This window comes from Streptomyces sp. NRRL WC-3618 (genome assembly GCF_001280005.1).
GTDB lineage: Bacteria > Actinomycetota > Actinomycetes > Streptomycetales > Streptomycetaceae > Streptomyces.
The window spans coordinates 15,201-34,304 of record NZ_LGDW01000002.1 but is presented as its reverse complement, the minus strand read 5'-3'; the positions used below and the strand labels follow the sequence as shown (position 1 = coordinate 34,304).

16 protein-coding genes are annotated in these 19,104 nt (G+C 69.6%); 9 read left to right on the top strand and 7 right to left on the bottom strand.

Annotated elements, in window-relative coordinates; translation table 11 throughout:
• Nucleotides 1-8: 8 nt before the first annotated feature.
• Entirely contained in the window at nt 9-2,093 is a 2,085-nt protein-coding gene (locus tag ADL01_RS01145; RefSeq protein WP_053739945.1) for an aldo/keto reductase, read from the bottom strand.
• 719 nt (nt 2,094-2,812) lie between these two features.
• Between ADL01_RS01145 and ADL01_RS01140 the strand changes: the two genes are divergently transcribed.
• The 8 genes from ADL01_RS01140 to ADL01_RS01105 all read left to right on the top strand — a co-directional run bounded on the left by ADL01_RS01140 (nt 2,813) and on the right by ADL01_RS01105 (nt 11,170).
• On the top strand, nt 2,813-3,118 hold the full coding sequence (locus tag ADL01_RS01140; RefSeq protein ID WP_053739944.1) for a hypothetical protein: 306 nt from the start codon (nt 2,813-2,815) through the stop codon (nt 3,116-3,118).
• Between the two features lie 142 nt (nt 3,119-3,260).
• Complete coding sequence (locus ADL01_RS01135; RefSeq protein ID WP_078960252.1) at nt 3,261-4,514, top strand: sedoheptulose 7-phosphate cyclase; 1,254 nt, start codon at nt 3,261-3,263, stop codon at nt 4,512-4,514.
• A gap of 1 nt (nt 4,515) precedes the next feature.
• A complete protein-coding gene (locus ADL01_RS01130) occupies nt 4,516-5,634 on the top strand; it encodes a glucose-1-phosphate adenylyltransferase family protein (RefSeq protein ID WP_053739943.1) in 1,119 nt (372 codons plus the stop codon).
• On the top strand, nt 5,631-6,704 hold the full coding sequence (locus tag ADL01_RS01125) for an ROK family protein (RefSeq protein ID WP_053739942.1): 1,074 nt from the start codon (nt 5,631-5,633) through the stop codon (nt 6,702-6,704). Before ADL01_RS01130 ends, ADL01_RS01125 begins: the two co-directional genes overlap by 4 nt.
• Nucleotides 6,701-7,762, top strand: a complete 1,062-nt coding sequence (locus ADL01_RS01120) for an SDR family oxidoreductase (RefSeq protein WP_053739941.1) — start codon at nt 6,701-6,703, stop codon at nt 7,760-7,762. The genes ADL01_RS01125 and ADL01_RS01120 overlap by 4 nt, the downstream gene beginning before the upstream one ends.
• Nucleotides 7,759-8,898 carry a VOC family protein gene (locus tag ADL01_RS01115; RefSeq protein ID WP_053739940.1) on the top strand — a complete coding sequence of 380 codons (1,140 nt, stop codon included), beginning with the start codon at nt 7,759-7,761 and terminating at the stop codon, nt 8,896-8,898. Before ADL01_RS01120 ends, ADL01_RS01115 begins: the two co-directional genes overlap by 4 nt.
• Before the next feature lie 54 nt (nt 8,899-8,952).
• Entirely contained in the window at nt 8,953-10,209 is a 1,257-nt protein-coding gene (locus ADL01_RS01110; protein WP_053739939.1) for a glycosyltransferase, read from the top strand.
• Nucleotides 10,199-11,170 (top strand): isopenicillin N synthase family dioxygenase, encoded by a 972-nt coding sequence (locus ADL01_RS01105; RefSeq protein ID WP_053739938.1) that lies wholly within the window; start codon nt 10,199-10,201, stop codon nt 11,168-11,170. Before ADL01_RS01110 ends, ADL01_RS01105 begins: the two co-directional genes overlap by 11 nt.
• A gap of 26 nt (nt 11,171-11,196) precedes the next feature.
• Here ADL01_RS01105 and ADL01_RS01100 read toward each other — a convergent pair whose 3' ends face one another.
• Entirely contained in the window at nt 11,197-13,164 is a 1,968-nt protein-coding gene (locus ADL01_RS01100) for a glycosyltransferase (protein WP_159049417.1), read from the bottom strand.
• 211 nt (nt 13,165-13,375) lie between these two features.
• Here ADL01_RS01100 and ADL01_RS01095 point away from each other — a divergent pair, with 211 nt between their 5' ends.
• Nucleotides 13,376-14,569 carry an MFS transporter gene (locus ADL01_RS01095; protein ID WP_053740003.1) on the top strand — a complete coding sequence of 398 codons (1,194 nt, stop codon included), beginning with the start codon at nt 13,376-13,378 and terminating at the stop codon, nt 14,567-14,569.
• Nucleotides 14,570-14,697: 128 nt separating this feature from the next.
• Here the strand turns inward: ADL01_RS01095 and ADL01_RS01090 are convergent, their stop codons facing one another.
• From ADL01_RS01090 to ADL01_RS01070, 5 genes are read right to left on the bottom strand one after another with little or no spacing between them, the layout of a single operon-like run.
• Complete coding sequence (locus ADL01_RS01090; RefSeq protein WP_053739936.1) at nt 14,698-15,903, bottom strand: hydroxymethylcytosylglucuronate/cytosylglucuronate synthase; 1,206 nt, start codon at nt 15,901-15,903, stop codon at nt 14,698-14,700.
• A 9-nt stretch (nt 15,904-15,912) separates the two neighbouring features.
• A complete protein-coding gene (locus ADL01_RS01085) occupies nt 15,913-16,719 on the bottom strand; it encodes an HAD family hydrolase (protein WP_053739935.1) in 807 nt (268 codons plus the stop codon).
• Nucleotides 16,716-17,582: a glycosyltransferase family 2 protein gene (locus ADL01_RS01080; protein WP_078960250.1), complete on the bottom strand. Its 867-nt coding sequence runs from the start codon at nt 17,580-17,582 to the stop codon at nt 16,716-16,718. The genes ADL01_RS01085 and ADL01_RS01080 overlap by 4 nt, the downstream gene beginning before the upstream one ends.
• Complete coding sequence (locus ADL01_RS01075; protein ID WP_078960249.1) at nt 17,579-18,538, bottom strand: nucleoside hydrolase; 960 nt, start codon at nt 18,536-18,538, stop codon at nt 17,579-17,581. The genes ADL01_RS01080 and ADL01_RS01075 overlap by 4 nt, the downstream gene beginning before the upstream one ends.
• Complete coding sequence (locus ADL01_RS01070) at nt 18,535-19,104, bottom strand: NUDIX domain-containing protein (protein ID WP_063783428.1); 570 nt, start codon at nt 19,102-19,104, stop codon at nt 18,535-18,537. The genes ADL01_RS01075 and ADL01_RS01070 overlap by 4 nt, the downstream gene beginning before the upstream one ends.

Here is a 19,104-nt window from a genome sequence, read left to right as displayed (position 1 = left end):
CTCACCGGTCACGGCGTGTCGCCATGCAGCCAGGCAACCTGTTCAGGGGTGAGGGCGACCTCAGCCGCCCGGAAACCGTCCCGGGACTCCGCGAGTGTCTTGGGGCCGTACATGGCGAAGGTCGGGAAGGGCTGATGCAGGACGTACGCCATCGCGATCGCGGAGGGCGAGACGCCGTGGTCATGGGCGAGCTTCTCGGCTCGCCGCTTACGCTCGAAGTTCTCGGGGTGGTAGAAGCAGCGCGCCAGCAGTTCGTCCGACCGGTCCGCGGGGTCGGCCCGGGTGAAGAAGTTGCGGGAGCGGGCCGACCAGGCGAACAGGGGCATCTGCTGTTCGGTCAGCCAGCGCCGTGATTCCGCGTCGCAGGCGTCCAGACAGCCGGGCCACGGCAGGTCGAAGGGCTCGGCGAGACCGAAGTAGTTGCTGAGCACCGTGAAGCCGCGTTTGCCGTGGGCTCGTGCCCAGTCGTTCGCCTCGGCCACCCGTCGCACCGACCAGTTCGACCCGCCGAAGACCCGGATGAGCCCGGCGTCCGCGTGCTCGTCGAGGACGTCGACGAACTCACCGGCCGGGATGTCCTCGTTGTCGCGGTGCAGCATGTAGATGTCGAGGTGGCCCGTGCCCTGCCGGTCCAGCGACTCATGCAGCTGCCGGGTCAGTGCCTCCGGGTCGCAGTCCGGGGTGTGGGCGCCCTTGCCGATCACCACGACGTCGTCCCGGATGCCCCGGTTGGCGATCCACCGGCCCAGCTGCCGCTCGGCCTGGCCATCGAGGTAGAAGTGGGCTGTGTCGAAGACGTTGCCGCCCAGCGTGACGTAGTGGTCGAACAGCGCGGAGGCGGTGCGGAGATCGGGCTGGTGGTCGCAGCCCATGACGATCCGCGCGAGCGGCTTGTCCAGGCCCTCGATCCGGGCGGCGCGGGCGTCCTCTCCGGTGCCCCCGCCGGGTACGGGCACGCGCAGCGGCAGCGAGGACACCGTGCCGATGGCGGCGTCGTCACGTTCGAACGGGTACCGGACCCCGATCGCCTCGCGCCAGCGGTCCAAGGCCGCCGCGTTGCCCAGGGAGTCGGCGTTGCTGATCGCCTCCGGCTCCGGTCCGGCGATACTCGCGGCGAAGGCGTCCATCTGGAGGGCGTAGGCCCCCGACGCGGGGAATGTCTGCTCTTCGGGCACCTGCCCGATCCGGCGGACGACGATGCGGGGACTCGGCGACAGCGCCCACGGGTCGAGCATCTCGATCGTGCCTCGCGACCCGACGATCTGCACCGTGTTGTTGTCGACCATCCACACGCCGGTTCGCAGGGACGCGGTCACGCCGTTGTCGAAACGCAGGTGGGCGATGGCCCACTGGTCGATTCCGTCGTCGCTGACGGTTCCGTGGCCGGTGAGCTCCACCGGTTCCAGGAAGTCGACACCGGCCGCGGCGCCCGCGACGGCCCGCGCCATCGACACCGGATAGCAGCCGACGTCCAGGATCCCGCCGCCGGCCAGGTTCGGGTCGAACAGCCGCCCTTCGTGGCCGCCTGCGTCGGGAATGACCAGGTCGGCGGTGACGATGGTGGCTTCGTGGCGCTCGGTGGGCACCAGGAAGGAGAAGCCCGCGTCGATGTGGTGGACATCCCCGATGGCGCCGGCGCGGACGAGTTCACGAACGGCTGCCATCTGCGGATGGAAGCGGAACATCATCGCCTCGACGAGGCGGACTCCGGCGTGCTGCGCGGCGTCCACGGCAGCCATCGCCTGGGCGTGGTTGACGGTCAGCGGCTTCTCGCACAGGACATGCTTGCCTGCCGCGATCGCGCGCACGGCGATTTCGGCGTGCGTGGTGTGGACGGTCGCGATGTAGACGGCGTCCACCTGGTCGGAGGAGAGGACCTCGTCCTCGGTGCCGCAGAGCAGCTCGCCCTCGCAGAGATGGGCGACCTCGTCCGCCAGCACCCGAGCCGACGCCGGATCGCGGTCGCCGATCGCCCGCAGCTCGCACCGCTCGCTGTCCGGTAGCTGTTTGAGGAACCGGCGGGCCATGTTTCCGGATCCGACGACCGCCAGACGAAGTGTGGCCGTGTCTCCCTCGTACTCGGTCATAGGCATGCCTGTCCCTCGAATCGTGGTGGGTGACAACGCACGTCGGCGCGTGACGGTGCGCGGGAAAAGATGTGGAGGAGATATAGAGGAGATCTGGGAGATCTGGAGGAGGCGACGAGTGGGGATCGGCGACCGGGAATTGCGGCACGGCCTGTTCCTCGCGGGCGCACTCAAAGGAGGCGACGTCCTCAATGGACGCGAGCACAGACACCAACGGTTTCCCACACCAACCATCAGCATGCGGGGAGCTGCGAGCAACTGTCAATCACGCGGGATTGGTTGGCCTGGATATCCCGCCGCCAACGCGGTGATTCCCACTGGTTCCACTCGGATCATCGAGGCCGGCGCCGCCGCCCTCTTCCCAGGGCTCGGGAGGAACCATGTCGGCCAACTTCCACGGAGACAGCGTCTTTCATCCGTCCCGCTAAGAACCTGCGTACGAGCGAGATGTGTGACCCGTGTTGCAGATGTGACTCAATCACCTGGCTGAAACACCACACCCACGCACTTGACTGGTCATTATTTTTTCGCCTTGAATCGATCGCATCCAAGATCGAGCCAATCTGCACACCCCGTCATCTCAGATGATCACTGCCCGACAGATATTCTGGTATTGCCCGGAGTGCGGAGAGCCGAGATCGCCGACTCGAACACACCGCGTTTTCCCGGGGAAAGGCAGAATGGCCAGGTATCTGCTCGCTGTTCATACACGACCCACACCAGGCATGGAATCCGAGTATCACCGCTGGTACGACGCATTTCATCTCAACGAGGTCCTCCAGGTTCCGGACTTCGTCGCCGCCGAGCGCTACTCCCTTGTGGAGAGCGACCGTTCACCCGTTCTCGGTGACACCAGCCACCTCGCGGTGTTCACCGTCGCGTCGGACGACATCGGCGCCACCATGTCGGCCTTCCGGGACGCGCAGAAGTCGATGACGCGGCCCGCGTGCCTCGATGCGGACAGCGTCACCCTGTCCTGGTGGCGTCCCCTCACGAACCCGGTATCGCCCGCGGTCACGGGCCACGCGTAACCCTTCGACAGCAGTCGGACACGTCACCGAGTTCGCCATGCAATGCCGACCGCCTCTCGCCGAGGTGCGACCACGGTCGGCCACCCCACCGGCATCAAGGCCTGGCACCGCCGTGCCCTGATGCGAGGAAAGGCTTGACGACATGACAGTCCAGCCCGAATCGACATCGATGTCGACGCCGTTACGGCCCCGCGGGCCCGACATCAGAACGCCGCACCGCACCTGGCAGGTCAGCACCAGCAAGGCGGTCAGTTACGAAGTCGTACTGAGTCCGGGCCTGCTCGACCGGTCGAACCCGACCCTGGCCACCGCCGGCGTGGCGCGGGAGCAGCGCCCCGGACGCCGCCTCGTCGTGGTCGACGCCAACGTGCACGCGCTGCACGGCGCCCGGATCGGCGACTACTTCACCCAACAGGCCGTCGACCACGAGGTGTTCGTCGTCGACGCCTACGAGTCCGTGAAGAGCATGGAGACGGTCTTCGAGATCGTCTCCGCGATGGACGCCTTCGGTATCTCCCGTCGCCACGAACCGGTCATCGCCGTCGGCGGAGGCGTGCTGACCGACCTGGTCGGCCTGGCCACGAGCCTGTACCGCCGCTCCACCCCCTACCTGCGCGTGCCCACCACCCTCATCGGCATGGTGGACGCGGGAATCGGCGCCAAGACCGGGGTCAACTTCCGCCAGCACAAGAACCGTCTGGGCACCTACCATCCCTCCGCGGCCACCCTCGACGACCGGGATTTCCTCGACACGCTCAGCCCGCGGCACCTGCGCAACGGGCTCGCCGAGATCCTCAAAATGGCTGTGGTCAAGGACGCGGTGCTCTTCGGACACCTGGAGACACACGGCTCCCGTCTGGTCGAGGAACGGATGCAGACCGCCGGTTCCGCCGACGGCGGCACGGTGGCCGAGGACGTCATGGCGCGCGCCATCCACAGCATGCTCGAAGAGCTCCAGCCCAACCTCTGGGAACACGACCTGCAACGCCTGGTCGACTTCGGGCACTCCTTCTCCCCTGTCGTCGAGATGGCGGCACTGCCCGAGCTGCTGCACGGCGAGGCCGTCTGTATCGACATGGCGTTCAGCGCCGTCCTCGCCCACCGGCGAGGACTGCTCGGCCGCAGGGATCTGGAGCGGATCCTGCGCGTCATGGACGCTCTCGCACTGCCGACCTGGCATCCCGTGTGCACCCCGGATCTCATGGCGCGGGCACTCGCCGACACCGTCAGGCACCGCGACGGCAGACAACTGCTGCCGCTGCCCGTCGGCATCGGACAGGCCTGCTTCGTCAACGACATCAGCCGCACGGAACTCGACACCGCCCTGGCCGCGCTGCCGGACCTGGTCGCCGGTCTCGGCTCGCTCGCCGCGACCTCCGCACATCGAGGAGCATGAGATGGACGGCGTACGAGCGGTTCTGCTGGCCGGCGGCGAGGGACGGCGTATGGGTCCACTGGGGCGTGGCCGGCTCAAGCCGCTGGTTCCGTTCGGCGGTACCAGCCGACTGATCGACTTCAGCCTCGCCAACGCCCGCCGCTCCGGCTTCACAGAAACGTTACTGCTCTCGCAGTACGAGGAGCGGCAGCTCATGGACGACCTCCACACCGTGTGGAACGGCAGCCCTGGCGCGTTCCGGGTGCACTTCGGACCGTACGACGAGGTCTACCGCCAGAGCCCGGCCGGCGTCCCCGGCCGGCTGCCCGAGCGCACCTGGCCCGGCGAGCGCGGCACCGCCGACGCTCTGATCCGCAAGGCCGAGTACGTCTTCGGCGCGGACACCTCCGAGGTGCTGGTACTGCACGCCGATCACGTCTACCGGTTCGACTACGGCGACATGATCCGCCGGCACCGGGCCGAGCGTGCCGCACTGACCGTGGCGTACCAACGCATCGAACGCCGATATGTGCACCTGTTCGGCATGGTGGAGTTCGACCCCGCCGGAAATCTCACCGGGTTCGTCGAAAAGCCCGCGCAGCCCACCAGCGACCTGGTGTTCGCCGCCTTCTGCGTCTTCGACGCGGCGATCCTGCGCCGCTACCTGGAGCAGTTGGACGGTACGGACTGGCAGCACGACATCAGCCGCGACGTCATCCCGGCCATGCTGGACGCCGCCGAACGGATCCGGGGATACGAGGTCACCGGCTACTGGGAGGACATCGGCACGGTCGACCGGTATCACCGGGCCCACCTCGCCCTGCTGGGCGAGGCCCCGACGATGGACCTGTCCGAGTTACCGCTCACTGTGCGCCCCGCGGTGCCACGCCGGTACGTTGCGCGCGAGGCCTCCGTGCACGACAGCATCGTCCCCGCCGACCTGGTCAACGCCGGGCGGGTGGAGCGCAGCGTGGTGTATCCCGGGGTCACCGTCGGGGCCGGGGCGAGCGTGCGGGAGTGCGTGCTGCTGCCCGGGTCTGTGGTGCCGGAGGGCGCCCGCCTGGAGGGGGCCGTCCTCCTGGAGGACGGCACCGTGCAGCAGTGCGACCCGCTCGGCGTACTCGGAGGTGTGGCCCCATGACCACGCTGTCCGAACCCACCACGCCGACGGGCGCTCCCCGCCGGTACGTGGTCGCCGACCTCGGCGGCACCACCTTGCGCATCGGTCGGATCGCCGAAGGAGGGGACCGTGTCGAGGCGGTCCGCCGGACGGCGACCCAAGGGCTGGGCCGCTACCAGGAGTTGTCCGCCCAGGAGTTGCAGGACCGGGTGGTCGAGCAACTCGCCCGGGAGCTGGAGGCCTATCTCGCCACGCCCGAAGGGGCGGACGCGAACGCGGTCGGGGTCTCGTTCGCGGGACCGATGACCAAGGACGGCACGGTGCTGGCCGGACCCACGTTGTGGGGCGGCCCCGCAGCCCCTCTGCCCATCGCCGACATCCTGAACCGGCGGCTGACCGTGCCGGTCGTCGTGGCCAACGACATCACCGCCGCCGCCTGGCGCTACGCGAGCACCGAACCCGACCCCTTCTGTCTGATCACCATCAGCTCGGGCATCGGGCACAAGGTCTTCCGCAACGGTGAGGTGCTCATCTCGGACTCCGGGCACGGCGGCGAGATCGGCCACTGGCGCGTCGATCCCCGCGAGGACGCCGTGCCCTGCGAGTGCGGCGGCCGGGGCCACCTCGGCGGCATCGCCTCCGGTCGCGGGGTACTGACGGCGGCCCGCCGGGCCGCCTCGGCCGACCCCGCGGGCTTCGCCGGATCCGCGCTCGCCGAGTCGGCGCACGGCACCCCGGACGGCATCACCAACGAGGCCCTGGCTCGTGCGGTCCGCGTCGACGACGTATTCGCCACCCGGCTGCTGCGCGGCTGCCTGTTGCCGCTGGCCATGGCGGTCAACTGCGTCTTCACCTCGATCGGTGTCCGTCGATATCTGTTCATCGGCGGCTTCGCGGTGGCCGTCGGACCGCGCTTCATCACGCTGCTCGGCGACGAGTTGACCAAGTTGGGCTGCTTCGGGCTCGACGAGGAGGAGATCCGGTCGATGCTCGCGCTGGGCGCCGCGGACGACGACCACTGTCTCCTGGGCATGGCACACATGCTGGCCGGGACACTGCCCGCCGCGGCCGGGATCGGAGGGTGCGTATGAACACCCTTGTCGTCGGCAGCGGCTTCGTCGGCCGCGCCCTCGCCCGGCACCTCACAGGGTCCGGTGGCACGGCGGTCCTCGGTTCCCGGACTCCACCCCTTTCCGGCGACTCCCCCGCCGGCGACGGCGTCGTACCGGCCTGGATCCCTCTCGACATCACCGAGGACGGAGCCTTCGCCGGAGCGCTGAAGGACACCGGGGCGGACTCCGTCGTTCTCGTCCACGGCCCGTCGGACGTGACCTGGTGCGAGGAGCACCCCGACCGGGCGCTGCACGGCCATGCCGAGGCCGCACGACAGGTGGCGCGCTCAGTGGGGGGCCGGCGCGTCGTGTTCATCTCGACCGACAACGTCTTCGACGGCCTCGCCGGCCCGCCGCCGGACGAGTCGGCCCCGACCGGCCCCGCCAACGCCTACGGCCGGGCGAAGCTCGCCGCCGAACGGATGCTGGCCCACCTGCCCGCCGTCACCCTGCTGCGGGTCAGCCTCATCTACGGGTGGGAGCCCACCGACACCCCGAAGTGGCTCAACTTCTTCGCCGCGTGCGCGCACCGTCTCCTGGCCGGCGAGCCGGTCACGGCGCCTGTCGACCAGTGGACCACCCCCGTACTCCTCGACGACGCCGTCGACGTGACCACCGCACTCCTCAGGGCCACGCGGACACCCCCGCCGCTGCTCCATCTCGGTGGCCCGGAGCGGATCTCCCGGGCGCACTGGGCGACCGTCATCGCCGAGGAACTGGGCGCCCCACCGGAACTGGTCGTGGGAGAACCCCGCGCCTTCGGCCGCTACGCCGGCCGGCCCGCCTCCACCTGCCTGTCCAGCGGACTGCTCTCGACCCACCCGGCGACGGAGGGACTTGCTCCCCTACCGGTCCGGGAGGCCTGCCGTCTGCTGATCGACCGGCACGTCCGGGCGACGACGCCGGGCAACGGTGACCGTCGGATCCCGGTCACGGCGACTCCAGAGGAGGCTTTCGGGAGCAGCGACCCGCATACCCCCACGCCTGCCAAGAGCCGCACTCCGCATACCCCCACGCCGCCGAGGAGCGGGTCATGACAGCCGGCCGCGACGCCTCCGACGCCGTACCCACCCGCGCCGCACGGGGCGTGCCCACGGCCCGCAGGGTCGACCACGTGGCCCTGACCGTGCCGGACCTCGATGACGCCGTCGACTTCACGGTGCGCGTGCTGGGCGGCGAGCTCGTGTACCGCCTGCCTCCGCTGTCCCACGACGACGACTGGATGCGCGAGCACCTCGACGTCCATCCCCGAGCTGCCGCCGAGATCGCCCTGGTCCGCCTCGGACCGACCACCAACGTCGAGCTCTTCGCCTACAGTTCACCCGACAACAAGGCATCGCCGCCCCGCCCCCACGACGTGGGCAGCACCCACCTGGGCCTGTACGTCACCGACGTCGACGCCGCAGTGGCCGCTGTGCGGGAGCGCGGCCCTTGGCACCCTTACGGCCCCGTACGGACGGTGCCCGCCGGACACCCCGCGGCGGGAACCCGCTGGGTGCGCGTGACCACGCCCTGGGGGATGCCCCTCGAACTGCGCGCGGCCCCCGCGTCCCTGCCCTATGAACGGCACACCCCGGCGCGGCGCTTCGGCCCGTGCGAGCGGTGGTACAACCGCGACGAGGGTTCAGCCGCGGCCGAACCCCTGCCCGGCGCCCGCAACGTCGACCACCTCGCCTACACAGTCGCGGACCTCGACGCGGCGGCGGCCTTCTTCACCCGGGTCCTGGGCGCCGAACTCCTCTACCGCGCGACGGCCGACCTCACCGACCCCGACCTGGCACAGGCCCTGGGCGTGCCCCCGGGCGGCACCCTGCACCAGGCGGCCCTGCGCATGGGCCCCACCGACACGGTCGAGCTCAACCACTACCCCCACCCCGGTACGCGCCGGGACTGGCCCCGCAACAGCGACGTGGGCGGCAACCACCTCGCGCTGTATGTGGACGACGTCGACGCGGCGGCCGCGTATCTCGCCGGGCAGCCCGGCTGCACGATGCTCGCCACGCCCGAGACCATCCCGGCCGGGCCCCTGGCAGGCGACCGCTGGGTGTACGTCCGTACCGGCATCGGACTGTACGTCGAGGTGGTCCACATGCCCGACGGCAGCCTGCCCTACGAGCGAGACACCCCCGCGAGGCGCCGTACGGCGCACAGCACACGGTGGTGGGACCGGTGAGCGGCGCCCGCGCAATCCTGCCCCTCCCGCGACCGCCGAACGAAAGGACGCCCCGTGCCCACGCTGACACCCACCGATCCGGACCTCCTGGCCACGGCCGTCGTCACCACACTGGCCGTGCACTTCGACCCCCAGGCCCGCGAGGCCAGCATCTTCTACTGGGAACGCGGACTCCCTTACCGGCAGGAGGTGCTGGAGGCGGCCGAGCAGACCGGTGACGAGGTCCTGCGCCGCAGGGTCGGTGAACTCGAGGGCCGCCCGTCCGACCCGGCACTGCACCTGGCCCTGCACGCGCGGCTGGTCGAACTCGCCGCCGCGGGCGGCGGACCGGCCCTCGACACCCTCTTCGCCCGAGGTTGGGCGGCGGAGTCCAACTCCCGTCTGGGCTACCAGCTGGGCCGCCGCTACCAGGGGACCGGCCAGGACGTCGTCGACGCCGGGCGGCTGCGGACCCTGGCGCCTGGGGCCGGGCTCGCGCCCGGCGACACCCCCCGGGTACGGGTCGTGGTGCCGTTTCGCGACCAACGCCAGGGACTGCGCCTGCGCAATCTGCTGGCCTGTCTGCTGGCCCTGCGGGACCAGTCCGTGCCCCGCTCCTTCTACCAGGTCGTGGTGGTGGAGACGGATCACGAACCGCGCCGGCGCGACGCCATCGAACCCTTTGCCGACCACTATCTCTTCGCGCACAAGCCCGGCAGTTTCAACAAGTCCTGGGCGGTGAACGCCGGCGTGGTCAACGCCCCCGGCCAGGCGGAGATCATCTGTGTCCTGGACGCGGACGCCCTGGTCGACCGCGACTTCATCGCACGCAACGTGGCCCGCTTCCACCACCCCGGCACCATGGGCCACCTCAGCTACCGCGACATGTGGTGCCTCGACGAACCCGCCACTTCCTGGGCCATCGAGGAGCGGCTGTGGCGGCGCGCCCCGGAGGTGGACGGCGAGCGTCTGCGCGCCTTCGTGCTGCGCCGCCCTCCCGGCTGCTGTGTGTGGGTGCGCACCAGCGCCTTCCACCGGATCGGCGGGATGGACGAACGATTCGAGGGCTGGGGCGGCGAGGACAACGACTTCGCCTACCGCATGGACATCAACTCCGCCTTCGACCACTACCACGACCCGCTGTTGCACATGTACCACCCGTCCTCCGCGGTCCTGCGCGAGGACGGCGAACTCGTCAACGCCCATATCCCCGCTCTGAGCTGGGGGCCTTCCGCGGAGCCCATCGGCGACGTCCACCGGTTCACCCGGCCGGCCAAAACCGGCCACCAGCGGGCACCGCACGACCGAAGGGCAGACAGCCATGTCTCGTGACATCCCCGTTCTGGACCTCGCCGAATGGCGGACCTCGGACGAGGCCCACCGCACCGGGATCGTGACGGCGCTGGACGGCGCTCTGCGTGAAACCGGCCTCTTCCTCCTGCGCGGCCACGGCGTCCCGCGGAAACTCACCGACCGTATGCGCGCCCACGGCCGTGACTTCTTCGCCCTGCCCGCCGACACCAAGCGGCGGTACGCCGTCAGCCGCCCGTACGACAACGGCTGGCGAGGTCTGGGCGCGCTCGATGTCGGCGCCGTCGACGGCCAGGCCGGCACCCCCGACCTGCACGAGGCCTTCCACGTCGGGCCCTCCCACACCACGGGCGACCCGTCCTACGACGACCGGTACTACCCGCGCAACAAGTGGCCCGCGCAGCAGCCGGAACTGCGGGAGACGGCGCTGGAGTACACCGGACACATGACGCGGGTCGCTCACGAGGTACTCACCGTCCTCGCCGCGGTGCTCGGCCTGTCGGAGGACTTCTTCACCTCGCGCTCGCAGCGTGCGACCTGGACCCAGAACGTCAACTGGTACCCGTCGCTGCGAGCCGTCGGCGGCGTCGTCGAGGGACAGATGCGGGTCGGCCCGCACACCGACTTCGGCACGCTGAGCCTCCTCGACCGGCAACAAGGGGTCGGCGGGCTGGAAGTCTGGAACGAGGCGGAGGGCTGGTTCAAGCCGCCCTTCGAAGAAGGCACCCTGGTCGTCAACCTCGGAGACCTGATGAACCTGTGGACGGACGGCCGGTGGCGATCCCTCCGTCACCGGGTCCTCGCCCCCAGCGACTCCGCACCCGACGAGGAACTCGTCTCCCTGGTCTACTTCTTCGAGACCGACCCCGACACCGAGGTCGTCCCGCTGGCCGCCCCGGCGGGCGGCGGCGCGGGGATGCGCCCGGTGATCGCCGGGGAGTCGATCCTGGAGAAGGTCGGGGCCAGTCTCACCATCGGATGACCCCGGGTGCCAAGGACGTCCTCGTCTCAGGCCGGGGCCGGCGGCTCGACCCGCGACCAGGCCGAGTGTCCGTCGGGGCCGGTCACCAGGACGGCGAGGGCGCGGTCGGCGGTGGGCCACGGCACCGTCCCGGTGAATCCGTCGGCGTCCCGCGCCAGTGCGGTGACCTCGACCGATCCGTCCGGGTCCGCCGACACCAGCTCGACCCGGCTCGCATCCGGCGCATGCCACCGTACGTCCAGCCCGTCGCCCTGGCCGCGCCGTACGCTGCCGTGGCCGGCGTCGAGCCGCCTGCCGGCCGCCTCGCCCGCACGGACCAGTTCACGCCCCGCGGGCACGGCGTCCGCGGGCGGGGTACCGGCCGCGCACGCGGCGAACACCGCCAGGAACCGCTCGGCGGCGGCCTTCCAGGTGAAGCTCCGGCCGACCTCGACCGCCCGCGCCCGAAACGCCTCGACCCGTTCGGGGTCGCGGTGCCACAGCTCCAGCATCCGGGCCAGCCCGGTGTGTACCGCCTCCGTCAGCAGCGGGTCGTCCACCCGGAACGAGCGCGGGAGGGCCAGCCCGGTCACCCCGGGAGCGTCGAGGTCGAAGGAGTGGCGGAAGTGACGCATCCCGCGCTGGGCGGTGGCGACGGGCACGCAGCCGCTCGCCATCGCCTCCCCCATCGCCATCAGGAAGGTGTCCATCTCGAACTTGGACGGGAAGACGCAGAAATCGCTCGACACGGCCCAGTCCTTGATCTCGGCGTTGCTCATCGGCCCGGTCTCGATCCGCACCAACCCCGGGTACGCCTGGGCCAGTTCGGTGAGATCCGCGTCCTCGGGGGGACGCGGCGCCAGGCAGTGGAAGAGCACGTTGCAGCGCCCGCCCCCATCGAGCAGCCTGCGGACACCCTTGAACAACTCCTGCTGGCCCTTGTGCTGCACGGAGTAACGCGCGTTGTGGTAGATCGTCGGCAACCGCGGGTCCAACCCCAGTCCGCCGAGCGTCCGTTCGCGGACCTCGTCGTCCCGCCGTACGTGCAGCCACTCGTCTCCGATGGCGCAGCCCCCCACCACCAGCAACTGCTCGCGCGCCCTCAACTCCCGCCGTACGGAAAGAGTTTGGAAGAGCTGCTCGAACGGCGTCTCCGCCTGGGTCAGCGCGTGGTCCAGCTGCCCTTCCGAGAGGAAGTCCATCGCGGCCACGGACCGCACGACCAGACCCAGCATGGAGATGTACTCGCGCCCCGGCCCCCGCGGATAGTCCTGGTAGAGCAGGGTGCGCGGCAGGAAGGCCCGCATCACCCGTTCCAGGGGCGCGTCGAGCGGTGGGTCGGCGAGCCCGTCGGCGACCGACGCGTCCGCGCCCTGGCTCTCCAGCACGCCGCGCACTTCGGGACCGTACACCTTGGTGTTGACGGCCATGTTGGTCTGCACGGTGGAGATGACATGGAAGCCATGTCCGGCCAGCAGGCCGGGCAGGAGGTAGTGATGGAAAGGCTCATGCAGATGGACGACCGTTCCCGCGGGGAGCTGCTCCCGCACATAGCGGGCCGCCACCACCTGGAACACCAGCGGCTTGAGGAAGTCCAGGCTGTGGCCCCTGAGTTCGCGTGGCGGGTAGAGGCTGTCGGGGTGGTTGTCGAGCAGGTCGCCGCTCAGCAGCACGATGTCGATACCGTCCACGGTGATCCGGTGGGCGCGTGCGGTGACGTCCAGAGTGACCGTCTCGGGGAATCCGGGCCACTCGGCGGGATCCAGCCGTACGGGTATCCGGTCGGCGAACCGCCAGTCCAGATCGGTGACGGCGTGTTTCTCGGCGATGGCGTCCAGGAGACCGTGCGCGGCGGTCACGGCTCCGGTCCGGTGTCCGGCGGCCTTGAACTGCCGGACGAGGTTCCACAGATAGACAGAGGTCCCGGCCTTCACCAGGTGGTCGTCGAACCCCGTGAACTCGAAGTGGCACTCGATGATGCGCAAATCGTCCGCCCTCTTCGTCATCTTCGTCATCTTCGTCCTCCGGATTCTGATCATCTCCTGCGGGTCTCGGGGCCCGCCGAAGGGATTTCGGCCACTTTGCCTGCCGGTGATCCACTCGCGGGCCACACGTGAAAGCCTCGTCGCAGGGGCTCACTTGAAAGGGAATGGCAGGCATATGAACGACGGGACTTCCGAACTCGACACCGGAACCGACGTACAGAGCCCAGTAGTTGAGCAGCGGATGCCGGTCGGGCTGATCGCGCTGGCGCTGGGCGGGTTCGGGATCGGGCTGACCGAGTTCCTGATCGCCGGGCTGCTGCCGCAGGTCGCGTCGAGCTTCTCGGTGTCCGAGGCTGCGGCGGGCTGGCTGATCTCCGGCTACGCCCTGAGCGTCGCCGTCGGCGCGATCGCCCTCACCGCCGCGACGACACGGTTGCCGCGCAAGAACGTCCTGGTCGGTCTGGTCGCCTTGTTCGTCGTCGGCAACCTGCTGTCCGCGATCGCCCCGAACTACCAGATGATGATGCTCGGCCGGATCGTCGCCGCCCTGTGTCACGGCTCGTTCTTCGGGATCGGCTCGCTGGTCGCCCGGGCCCTGGTCGCGCCGGAGCGCAAGTCCCGCGCGGTGGCGATCATGTTCGCCGGCCTGACGGTGGCGAACGTGCTGGGCGTGCCGTTCGGTGCCCTGGTCGGCGAACGCTGGGGCTGGCGGGCGGCCTTCTGGGCCGTCACCGGCATCGGCGTCCTCGCCCTCGCCGGAATCGCCGCCCTGGTCCCGGCCTGGGCAGGTCAGCAGCGGTCCACCGGGAACGGGACGGACCGGATCGCGGCGGCGCCCACCAGCCTGCGTGCCCAGTTCCGTGTCTTCCGCTCCGCGCAGGTCTGGCTCACTCTGGCGGCCACCGCCCTCAGTTACGGCGGCATGTTCGGCGCCTTCAGCTACATCGCGTACACCTTCACCGAGGTCGCCGGTTTCTCCACCGGGGATGTCTCCTGGCTGTTGATGGTCTACGGCGTCGGCCTGGTCGTCGGCAACATGATCGGCGGTCGGGCCGCCGACATCGACCGCGACCGCGCCCTGCTGCTGGCGCTGTCCGGCCTCACCGTCACGCTGTTCGTGTTCGGCCTGCTGGCCGCCAGCGCCACCGCGACAGTGCTTCTGGTCTTCCTGATGGGCGTATGCGGCTTCGCCAGCGTCCCCGGCATGATCACCCGAGTCACCGACGCCGCCCACGGCGCCGCCCTCGCTGCCAGCGCCAACGTCTCCGCCTCCAACGTCGGCAACGCCCTCGGCGCCTGGCTCGGAGGTCTCGCCATCACCGCGGGCTACGGCTACGCGGCACCGCTCTACGTAGGGAGCGGGATCGCCCTGACCTCCGTTGCCATCATGGCCGTTGCCGCCCACCGGACCAGGTCACCCGGGCGACAGAGTTGACGTACCCGGTGGCTGGATGCCTGGTCGGCGAGGATCGCGGAGGTTCGTTCCCGTCACGGGCGTCACGGGCTCAGCCCTTTCGGTAGGAAGTCATGTCTTTCGGAGGAAGTCATGTCTTTCGGAGGGAGTCATGCTTTTCGGAGGAAGTCGTGGAGGATGTCGACGACTTCCTCCGCGCCCTCATTGCCGGTCACGGCGCCCAGCGGGGCGAGGCTCGTCTCTTTGCGCCGAGCGTAGGCCAAGGCGTCGGAGCAGCTTCGGGCGAGCTCCGGCACACCGTCGGGCCAGGTGGCCGCGGCGGCCGATATCTCGCCGTACATCGTGGAGATCGCCCAGTCCTCGCCCCGGCCGCGTTCCCGGGCGATACGGTCCTGGTCGACCGTTCCCTGTGGCCATGTCACCACGATGTTCGGGTCCACGATCAGGGAGACCTCGTCGGCGTGCAGGATCTGGCTGAGGTTCTGGGGTGGCAGCACGACCGCCCGGCGCCCAAGAGCGCCGATCTCCAGCAGTGTGGTCTGCCCTGGTGACGTCGCGATGATGTCCGCGGTGGCCAGCTCGTTCAGGAACTGTTCCCGGGGCAGGCGACCGCCACTCACGTCCAGGTCGGAGGCGAGGTCCGCCGGGATCGGCAGAGCGTCCGCGTCCAGGTTGCCGGTGACGACCACCCGCTCGTATCCCTGCTCCTTGAAGGCCGTCATCATCGCGGTGGACACCAGCCGTAGGTAGCTTTGGACGCTTCCGGCCGTGGTGGCGGGCGACTGCAGCCCTCCGAAGTTGAGAACCGCCTTGCCCGGCACGACGGCGCCGGACGGGGACGGGCGGGGACCTATGATCCGGCCGACCCAGTGCAGCGAAGTGATCCCCCGCAGGACGGGCCAGCAGAGCTGTGGCAGGGCTGGACACAACTGCGCGCAGTAGCGGGTGACGGTCTGCGGGATGAGTTCGTGCTCGGTCCACATGAAGGGGTTCGTGTCGACGTAGACGACCGGACAACCCACCCGCTCCAGGCGGAGGGCGAGCTCCGCGTTGAGCACGACCACGGCAGCCTCCACGGAATGCCGGGCCAGGAGGTTCCTCAGCTCACCGTCCGTCAGGTCGGAAGTGTCCGCCCAGTCGTGGACGGCATGACGGCGCAGGACGGGGCGGCCGATACCGGTGTCGAGTCCCAGGAAGCGGGTCAGGCCGTTCTCGCGAAGCCTGATCGAGCCGAGAACCGCTGCGAGGAGACCCACGCTCCCCCATCCGAAACCGTCACCTGCCACGGCCAGGGACGAAGGCGCGGCGGTGACAGAGGGCTGGGCCGGTTCCTGCGGCGATGGATGACCGTACATGATCACTTCCTACGACATCGTGATGGTCGGCCGCCGCGAGGCAACCCGGCGGATCGCCCGGGCCACGGCTGAGCCGTCGTCATCGGGCAGATGCGAGTAGCGCCGGAGCAGAGCCGGGTGCGCATCGCCCACGGCGAAGGCCTCATCCGCCAGGTCGAGCAGGGACAGATCGTTCAACTGGTCACCGAAGGCGATCAGCGGTCCTTTGTGGCGGGTGTCGTCCAGCCAGGTTCGCAAGGCCTCGCCCTTCGTGGCCCTGCGATGAGTGAACTGCACCAGGCCCCTCCCCTCGGTCTGCTCGGAGACCGTGATGCCCTCGCCTGCCGCTGTGGTCAGCGCGTCGGCCGCCGCGCCGCAAGTGGCCGAGGCATCAGGGCGGAAGTAGACGCGCGCCACCGGAGCCAGCCGGCACAGCGCCTCGAGCCGCCCGATACGGAAGGGGCTGCCTCTGTCGGTGGCGGGCCAGCCCGCGAAGCCCTTCTCGTGGCCGAGGCCCGTGCCGAACTCCACGGCGTAGGCACCGCTGACGCCCGCGTCCTGGAGTGCGATCCCGGCGCGGTCGATGTCGCCGGGAGCCATGGGGAGCCACACACCCGCAGGGTCCGGGAAGGCCCGCTCCGCTCCGTCGCACGTGATGACGCAGTCGAAGAGCGCCAGCTGCCGCTTCGGCAGGTCGAGGCATCGCGAAGGGCGGCTGGTGGCGAGGACGCAGATGACACCGCGTTCCCTCGCCCAGAGCAGGCTCCGCGCGTTCTGTGCCGAGATGACACCGTCGTGGTCGGTCAGCGTTCCGTCGAGATCACACGCGATGATCACGAGCCGCCGTCCGAGGCCGGACGTGAGGCCGCATGGATCCTGGCCGCCTTCCGGTAGCCCTGGACGAAGGCCAGCCGGCGTACGACGGGATAGACGGCCAGCAGGGGGTTCCACGTGCCCGCGGCGATGCGGGCCACGGCACGCACGGTTTTCGCCACCTCGTGCCGCGGGGACATCCTGGGGAGCAGGCCGAGCCGCTCTCCTTGGTGTTGCCCCGCCCCGTAGCTGCGCACGCTGGCCAGATCGGCCCGGATGCTGAGCGGTTTGTGGATCACCGTGCCCCCGGGCACGAACGCGACGGGTAATCCGGCCGAGCGTCTGCGTAGTTCGAAGTCGCGGTCCTCGCGCCAGGCCAGGCGTGGATCGAAGTGATATCCGCCCATCTGCCGGACGACGTCCTTTCGGTAGAGCAGCGGAGGACTGTAGGCGTTCGGACGGCGGGTTCGCAGAGCGTCCTCGGTGTACTCACGGGTGCGCGCGGTCATCCGCGTCGCCCAGTTGTGACTGCTGAAGACGGTGCGCCCCCGGGAGAAGTCGCCGCTTCCCAGCCCGGTGACCATGGCGCGAATGCTCCCAGGGGTGAAGACACAGTCCGAGTCCATGAGCAGGATGAAGTCGCCGGAGGTTTTCTCCGCGCCCGCGTTGAAGGCCGCGCCGATCCCCGGCTTCTCCAGTGAGACGACCTCCAGGGGGTATCTCTCGAACGAGGCCAGGGATTTCACGAACGCCGCCGTGCTTCCGTTCGTCACCACGACGACCTCGACGGGCTCGTCGACCGACTCCAGGCAGCGGAAGATCAACGGGTCGTCCTTCACGGGAATCACGATCGACGTACGGCTGATCAAGTCCTCATGGGATGTCACTCTTCAACCCCTTCGAAAGTGCCGGCCATGTGGTGCAGCACCCGTTCCGTGTCCACTTCCAGGACGACTTCCGCTCGACCCTGTTCCGACGGCCGCAGCGTCGTGGCGCCGAGCGAGGCGCTGAGCGATGTGTCGACGCTGATATCGCCTCGCACGCTGCGCTTGACGATCTCCGGGTGCGTCATCACCAGCGCGGCGACCAGATCCCACAGCGGCTCGCGGAAGCCGGGCCGGGTCGTGAACGTCGCGCCTTTGGTCCGCACCAGGTCCCGGCTGAACGGACCGGATCCAGACGCGATCTGCGTGTACTCGGACAGTCCATAGGTGAGTTGTGAGGTCACGTCGAGCGGGACGAGCGTGATGCGGGAGAGGGGGGCCGCAAGCACGTAGGCCGCGGCGAGCGGGTCGGCCAGGACGTTGAACTCCGCGTACTGGCCGACGTTGCCCGGCACGCCGAACGCGCCACCGGAGAAGACGAGATGGCGGATGCGCGAAACGGGAAGGGTCTTGGACACGAGGGCGTCGTACAGGTTGCCGAGGGGACCGAGGGCCAGGTAGTCGACCGGCGCTGCCCCAGGGAGGGTGACGGCGGCCGGGCTCGACGGGCGACTTTCGTGCGCCGACACCGACCGCGTGCGTGCACTGCCCAGTTCACCCAGGTAGGCGGACTCCCCCAGGTCCTTGCGCAGGTCTCGGTGGTATTCGTGAATCGCCGGAGTCCATCCTCGGGGCGTGTCCGGTCCCGCCTCCGTACGCGTCCCGACGGCGTACGAGTCGAGCAGGGCGCGCGCGTCGTCGAAGCTGTCGGAAGCGAGCGTGTTGCCCGAACACGTGGTGATGAGCGAGGGAATGTGCCGCCGTGTGAGCAAGTAGTGAAGGGCGAACGCGTCGTCGTTGACGCCCTTGATGTCCGTGTCGACGATCAGATCCGCGTCCGGTGACACAGCGGCACTCATGATGGCGATGTCTCCTCGTAGCCGGGATCGGGTACCTGCTCGAGAGATCCGCGCCGGTGGAAGTAGCAGGCACGCTCGATGAGTTCGGGATACCAGGGCTTGACTCGGGACAGGACTCTCTGCGCGTCGGCCACCGGGAGCATGCGTGCGGAGACGACCTGCTCCGCTCCAGGAGGATTGGTCGGCGTCCCGTCCTGCATCGCGTCGCAGACACCCCACAGCCAGGCCTTTTTGGGGTGCGGCAGATGCGGGCGATAGGGGGCGGGCTTGTATCCGTCGGCCATGTGAACGCCGAACCAGAGAGGGTTGCCGCAGACGGTGAGGCCGGCCTCCTCGCGCAGCTCTCGCACCGCGCAGTCCAGGATCGGTTCCCCCGCCTCGCGGGTGCCTCCGGGTAGGAACACGTTCCCCTGATCGTCCTGGCACACGCAGACGCGCCCCGCTGCGTCGATGGCGACGACGTGGACGCTCTGGACGAGTTCCTCGGGCGGGAGTCGTTCCGTGTAGCTGGCCCAGACTTGGACTTCGGGCCAGTGCTGCCGGTCGTAGAGGGTGGAACTGTGCAT